The following is a 6,266-nucleotide window of genomic DNA, read 5'->3' as shown; positions in this document are numbered from 1 at the left end:
TTGAAGAATACTGTTAATCAGTACTTGAAGTACACGGAACTGCATCAAAGGAAGAAGAGGGCTTCCGGTGCTGAGGGTCAGTAAGTAGCTGTTGATGACTAAGCTGCAAAGCAACTGGCTGATTAAGATCGCAAGGAGAATACGATATTGGCTTCGATTTTTCTCCAAACAAAGGCTATATATCACTGCAGTTAATCCTACAGATAGAGTGTAGCCCGGCATATAAGGGAAGGGGGAAAATAAAAAGCACCCCAAGATATCGGAAACACAGGCAATTAAAACAGCCGGAACCATTCCCAGATACATAGAGGCAAAGACAATGGGGACAAAGCCGAAACCGATACGGAAATTCCATGCCTGTACCGACAGAAATCGGGTCAAAATAATCTGAATGGCAACCAGCATAGAAAAGGTGACAAGATTTTTGACATTCAACACGTTCTTATTCATAGACCGCTCCTTTCGTGCGCTGTAAAGAAGCTGTCTTGCTTCCTGGCAGCGGGATGCGAAAATAAAACTGGGAACCGATTCGGCTCTTCGTCTCGACACCAACTCCCTGTGTGTCGGGCACTAACCACTTTATTCTCTACTCTGCAAAAAGTTCTAAGGGCATAGTAATGCCTATTCCGCTTTTTGTAAAGGATAATTCCTCTAAAATCCTGCATTTTCAACAGGAATTTTAAGAAAATTATTGGAAGAAAATCCCATTTCAAAATTTATTTTATTTTTTCTGTTTTTTTTTTTAGAAAGGAAGAAAAGATGGCACGGTTTTTCTTGTCAAAAAAGAAATAGGGGACTACACTGTAGTAGTTTTTGTGGGAGGAGGGTTCGATGAAATTAATCCGACAGGTGACATGGATCATCTTTTTTACTTTCTTAGGAGAAATGTGTAATAAACTTTTGCCTTTGCCGGTTCCGGCCGGGGTCTATGGCTTGATTTTTATGCTGATTTTCCTGATGCAGGGAATTATTCCCTTGAATGCGGTGGAGCAGGCGGGCAACTTTATGCTGGAAACCATGAGTATTATGTTTTTGCCGGCTGCAGTTGGAATTATGACCGTAACAAAATTATTGATGCCGGTTTTAGTACCATACCTTGTAATTATCGTCTTATCCACGATTATTGTTATGGCGGTTACCGGCTTGGTAAGCCAGAGAATCTTAAAAGTAACAGAGACCAGAGAAGATAAAATCAAGGAAATGCGCTCTATGGAATCTGCACTGGAAAAGAAAGAGAAAATCCAGGAAGAAATTCGAGAGATACAGTTGGAAGATTTAGAGCATAGCTTAAAGGGCTTGGAGGAGGAATAATGAAAGAAATTTTAATGAGTTCAGAACACTTCGGTTTTGGCTTAAGTATATTTATTTACCTTCTGGCAATACAAATCAAGCTTCGCTTAAAGTGGGACTTTTTAAATCCCTTGCTTGTCTCAACTATCATTATTGTGGGAATCCTTCTGGTTACGGAAATTCCCTATGCCAAGTATAAACAGGGTGCGGGGCTTTTGAGTTATTTTTTAACACCGGCTACAGTCTGTTTGGCCATTCCCCTTTATAAGCAATGGTCCTTACTGAAAAATAATTTTAAAGCCGTATTTTTGGGGATTTTTGCGGGGACTTTGAGCTCTATCGGCAGCATATTACTGCTTGGTATTTTATTTCATCTGCCCAATGAACATATCTCCACCTTATTGCCAAAATCCATTACCACGGCCATCGGTATGGGAATTTCGGAAGAAACCGGAGGATATGTAACCTTAACTGTAGCAGCCATTGTTTTAACGGGTATTTTGGGAAGTATTCTTGCAGATCTTGTTTTTCGTATTTTCCCCATTCATCATCCCATTGCCAAAGGTCTTGCTTTAGGAACCAGCGCCCATGCCATCGGTACGGCTAAAGCACTGGAGCTTGGGGAAGTGGAGGGAGCGATGTCCTCTCTGGCTATCGTCGTTGCCGGAATTCTTACGGTAATTTTGGTTCCTATAGTCAATAATGTGGCCTTTGGCTAGGACATAAAAAAGAGTAAGTCTTCCGTGCCGGGATTGTAAGAAAAATGTCCAAGCTTTTTCCCGGAAGCTTTGCTAAAATGGGGCAGAGAAATGAAATTTTAGGAGGAGCAATGAAGAAGAAAAGACTGATACTTTCCCTTGCTTTGAGTCTGTCCCTATTGGCCTATTCAGGCTTTAGTTTTGCGGACGGTCCGGAGTTGGATGACCATACCACGGTGAACAGCGGTCCCGGCGTAGCTTTGGGAAAGAATGAAAATACCGTTTCCGTGGCAGATTCCTATTTGCAGGTATACTCCGGTGTGCTTTCCGGAGAGAATGTTCCTTTGCTGAGTGACTACGGCTTTTCCGGCCATGGGGTGTATGGCTATAACGAGATGTCTGCGGATTTGTTTAAGCTAAAGGAAGCCTATCCCTCTTTACAGCTTTCTTCCTTAGGAAAAACCGTGGATGGAAGAGAACTGTACTGCGGTATTGTAGGAAATCCCAATGCTCCCAAAAAGGTCTTGGTGCATGCCAGTATCCATGCCAGAGAATATATTGTGACCAAGGTGGCTATGAGACAGATGGCCAGTCTTTTGGAAATGGAAAAAAATGACCAAAAGTACGGAGGGAAATCCACAAAGGCTTTGCTGCAAAACTGTGCGGTATACTTTGTTCCCATGGTAGACCCGGATGGGGTTGCTTTGGTACAGAACGGCTTGGCGGGTATAGGATCTGAGGAAGTAAGAAATACTATTCAAAGTATTGCGGCTAAAGAAAATCCTACAGACTTGAACAGCTATTTCCGCTTATGGAAGAGTAATGCCAGAGGCGTAAACCTGAATAAAAACTTTGATGCCAACTGGTCCATCACTGTGGATAAAAAGGGCTATCCGGCAAAGGATGAGTATAAAGGCTCTGCGGCAGAGTCTGAAATAGAATCCAAGGCTTTAGCGGATTTATTGAGAAAGGAAAAGTTTACTTCCACCATCAGCTACCATACTCAGGGAGAGGTAATCTACTGGTACTTTGGAGAAGGAGAATATGTTCCCAAAGCCAGAAGACTGGCGGAGATCGTACACAAGAATTCCTCTTACCCGGTAATAGACTATTATGCACCGCAACATGCGGGAGGCTTTAAGGACTTCGCGGAACAAAAATACCAGATTCCTTCTTTAACCATCGAATGCGGAAAGGGTGTCAGTCCTGTACCGGAAGAACAGATTGATAAGATATGGGATGGACAGAAGGGAATTCTTCCGGATCTTCTTTATGATTACATGGGCTAAGATGCAATAGAATATCGAAAAAACTATTTTTGGGGTACGGATTGGAACCGGAAAGCTTAAGCTTCCTTTTCCAAGCGGTACCCCTGTTTTAGCTTTTTCTTGTGAAACATCTTTTCCTTATGCTATAATAGGCAAATTAAAATAATGATTAAATTTAGGAGGAAAAAATGGGGACAGAAGAGATGCTTGGAAAAGAGAATGAGCTTGAGTCCAAGAATTTTATAGAGAATTTCATCGATGAAGATTTGCGGGAGGGAAAGGTTAAGGAAATCAAAACCCGTTTTCCACCGGAGCCCAACGGTTACCTCCATATCGGACACGCCAAGTCGATTTTATTAAATTACGGCATTGCCAAGGAATACAACGGCACCTTTAATCTTCGTTTTGACGATACCAATCCGGTAAAGGAAAAGATGGAGTTCGTGGAGAGCATCCGAAAAGACGTGGAGTGGCTGGGAGCGGATTTTGAGAACAGAATGTTTTTTGCCTCCGACTATTTTCCTATTATGTATGAAAAGGCAGTTTATCTGATTCAGAAGGGAAAGGCCTTCGTAGACGATTTAACGGCAGAGGAAATCAGAGAGTATCGTGGAGACTTTACCACTCCCGGTAAGGAGAGCCCCTATCGCAATCGTTCTATTGAGGAAAATCTTCGCCTCTTTGAGGAAATGAAGGCGGGAAAATACCAGGACGGAGAGAAGACACTGAGGGCTAAGATTGATATGGCAAGCCCCAATATCAATATGCGTGACCCGGTTATTTATCGTGTCTCTCACATGAGCCACCACAATACCGGAGATGAGTGGTGTATTTATCCCATGTACGACTTTGCCCATCCTATTGAGGATGCGGTGGAGGGCATCAGCCATTCCCTTTGTACTTTAGAATTTGAGGATCACCGTCCTCTGTATGATTGGGTAGTTCAGGAGTGTGATTTCCCCTATCCTCCAAGACAGATTGAATTTGCAAAGCTTTACCTAACCAATGTGGTTACCGGTAAGCGTTACATTAAGAAGCTGGTTGAGGACGGTGTGGTAGACGGTTGGGACGATCCTCGTCTGGTTACCATTGCCGCTTTGAGAAGAAGAGGCTATACCAAGGAAAGTCTGGCACAGTTTGTAAAGCTTTCCGGTATTTCCAAAGCCCAGTCCTCCTCTGATTATTCTCTTTTAGAGTATTGTATTCGTGAGGATTTAAAGCTGAAGAGACCGAGACTTATGGCGGTATTGGATCCCATTAAGTTGGTGATTGACAACTACGAAGGGGAAGGAGAAATGCTTTCCATCCCCAACAATCTGGAAAATGAAGCTTTAGGAGAGAGGGAAGTTCATTTCTCCGGAGAGCTTTACATTGAGAGAGAGGATTTCATGCCGGATCCTCCCAAGAAATATAAGAGATTAACCATGGAAAATGAAATTCGTCTTATGGGTGCTTATTTTATCAAGGCAGTATCCTATGAGACGGATGAAGAGGGCAATGTGACTGTAGTGCATTGCACCTATGATCCTGCCACCAAGTCCGGCTCAGGCTTTACCGAGCGTAAAGCCAAGGGAACCATTCACTGGGTGGATGCCAAGACAGCATTTTCCGCTGAGGTTCGCTTATATGAGCAGTTGATTGATGAGGAGAAGGGCAAGTTAAATGAAGATGGAAGTCTTAACTTTAACCCCAACTCCTTAACCGTGAAGCAGTGTTATTTAGAGCCTGTACTGGCGAAGGCGGAGCCTTTAGAAAGCTTCCAGTTTGTTCGTAACGGATATTTTTGTGTGGATTGCAAGGATTCTACGGAGGAAAAACCCGTATTTAACCGTATAGTTTCCTTAAAGTCCAGTTTCCAATTGAAGTAAGGAGGGATACTATGGCAAAGAAGTTTGGATCATTTGTGTTTTTTGCAGCTTTAACAGGAGCTGTAGCCGGAGTGATTTCTTATTTGTACAAATACCAGAAGTTTTCCGAGGAAGTTGATAAGGACTTTACGGACGTTGTGGATTCCGCCCAGGAGGTGAAGGCATCTGCCCAGAGATCCTATACCGTTCTCAAAAATTCCGTTACCAAGGAGGATTTAAAGGAAGCGGCTAAGGATTTGGGCTATGCGGCAAAGAATCTCGCCATCGATACAAAGAATTTAGCAGTGGATGCGGGGAAAGATGCCTATAGAGTGGTAAGAAATGCTTGGGATAAGAAGGAGAAATTATCCTTTGCCTCTGATGAGAAGGCGGTAGAGGATGAGGACATAGATGTAGAATTTTACTACGAACCCGAGAACGGCCGAGAGGCTACTGGTCATGAAGGGCATCAGACTCATTATGAGGATGATGAGCATCAGGGGCTGCTTGTAAAGGAAGAAGTGTAAAATGGAAAAGATTACAAGTTTTACCATTGACCACATTCATATACGTCCCGGAGTGTATGTTTCCAGAAAGGATTCTGTGGGGGTAGAGGTGGTGACGACCTTTGACCTTCGTTTTACCCATCCCAATGTGGAGCCTGCCATGGAAAATGCCGCAATGCATGCCATTGAACATCTGGCAGCCACTTATCTTCGGAATGAGGAGAGCTGGAAGGAAAAGGTACTGTACTTTGGCCCTATGGGCTGTAGAACCGGTTTCTACCTTCTCTTAAAGGGAGATTTGGAAAGTGTCGAGATTATTTCTCTCTTAAAAAATTGCTTTAGCTTTATTCGGGATTTCAGCGGTGAGATTCCCGGAGCGACGGAGAGAGATTGCGGGAATTTCAGGGATATGAATCTGCCTGTGGCTAAGTGGTGGAGCAGAAAGTATTTAGAGGAAGTTTTAGAGAATATTTCCTATGACAATACCCATTACCCGGAATAGGGTGTGGGAAAAGGACAAGAAGGCTTAGGGGGCTACAGCATAAACAACCGTAAGCCTTTTTGTTTTGAAAATCGTATTATTAATAGTATGCAATACATTTAAAGTATGTAAAGCATATACAGTATGTAAAGTATATACAGTATGTAAAGTATATA

General features: G+C 43.0%; 7 protein-coding genes and 1 riboswitch. Of the genes, 6 read left to right on the top strand and 1 reads right to left on the bottom strand.

The features are described 5' to 3' along the window. On the bottom strand, positions 1 to 450 hold a 450-nt coding region (locus ACO4PX_RS01010), incomplete at its 3' end, for a folate family ECF transporter S component (protein ID WP_485570982.1). Positions 451 to 494: 44 nt separating this feature from the next. Continuing rightward, positions 495 to 596: riboswitch (THF riboswitch) on the bottom strand. Between the two features lie 235 nt (positions 597 to 831). Here ACO4PX_RS01010 and ACO4PX_RS01005 point away from each other — a divergent pair. From ACO4PX_RS01005 to ACO4PX_RS00980, 6 genes are all read left to right on the top strand, one after another. Then, entirely contained in the window at positions 832 to 1,311 is a 480-nt protein-coding gene (locus ACO4PX_RS01005) for a CidA/LrgA family protein (RefSeq protein WP_448973386.1), read from the top strand. Beyond that, positions 1,311 to 2,009, top strand: coding sequence for an LrgB family protein (locus ACO4PX_RS01000; RefSeq protein WP_315000895.1), 699 nt, complete (start codon positions 1,311 to 1,313; stop codon positions 2,007 to 2,009). Before ACO4PX_RS01005 ends, ACO4PX_RS01000 begins: the two co-directional genes overlap by 1 nt. 110 nt (positions 2,010 to 2,119) lie before the next feature. Then, positions 2,120 to 3,277 carry a M14 family zinc carboxypeptidase gene (locus tag ACO4PX_RS00995; protein WP_485570980.1) on the top strand — a complete coding sequence of 386 codons (1,158 nt, stop codon included), beginning with the start codon at positions 2,120 to 2,122 and terminating at the stop codon, positions 3,275 to 3,277. Between the two features lie 167 nt (positions 3,278 to 3,444). Further along, positions 3,445 to 5,124, top strand: a complete 1,680-nt coding sequence (locus ACO4PX_RS00990) for a glutamine--tRNA ligase/YqeY domain fusion protein (protein ID WP_485570978.1) — start codon at positions 3,445 to 3,447, stop codon at positions 5,122 to 5,124. 11 nt (positions 5,125 to 5,135) lie between these two features. After that, positions 5,136 to 5,630 (top strand): hypothetical protein, encoded by a 495-nt coding sequence (locus tag ACO4PX_RS00985; protein ID WP_485570976.1) that lies wholly within the window; start codon positions 5,136 to 5,138, stop codon positions 5,628 to 5,630. A gap of 1 nt (position 5,631) precedes the next feature. Continuing rightward, a complete protein-coding gene (locus ACO4PX_RS00980) occupies positions 5,632 to 6,111 on the top strand; it encodes an S-ribosylhomocysteine lyase (RefSeq protein ID WP_485570974.1) in 480 nt (159 codons plus the stop codon). Positions 6,112 to 6,266 lie beyond the last annotated feature (155 nt).

It is taken from the genome of Oribacterium sp. (genome assembly GCF_057249185.1).
The sequence above is the reverse complement of the archived record's forward strand: the minus strand, read 5'-3'. Positions and strand labels throughout refer to the sequence as shown.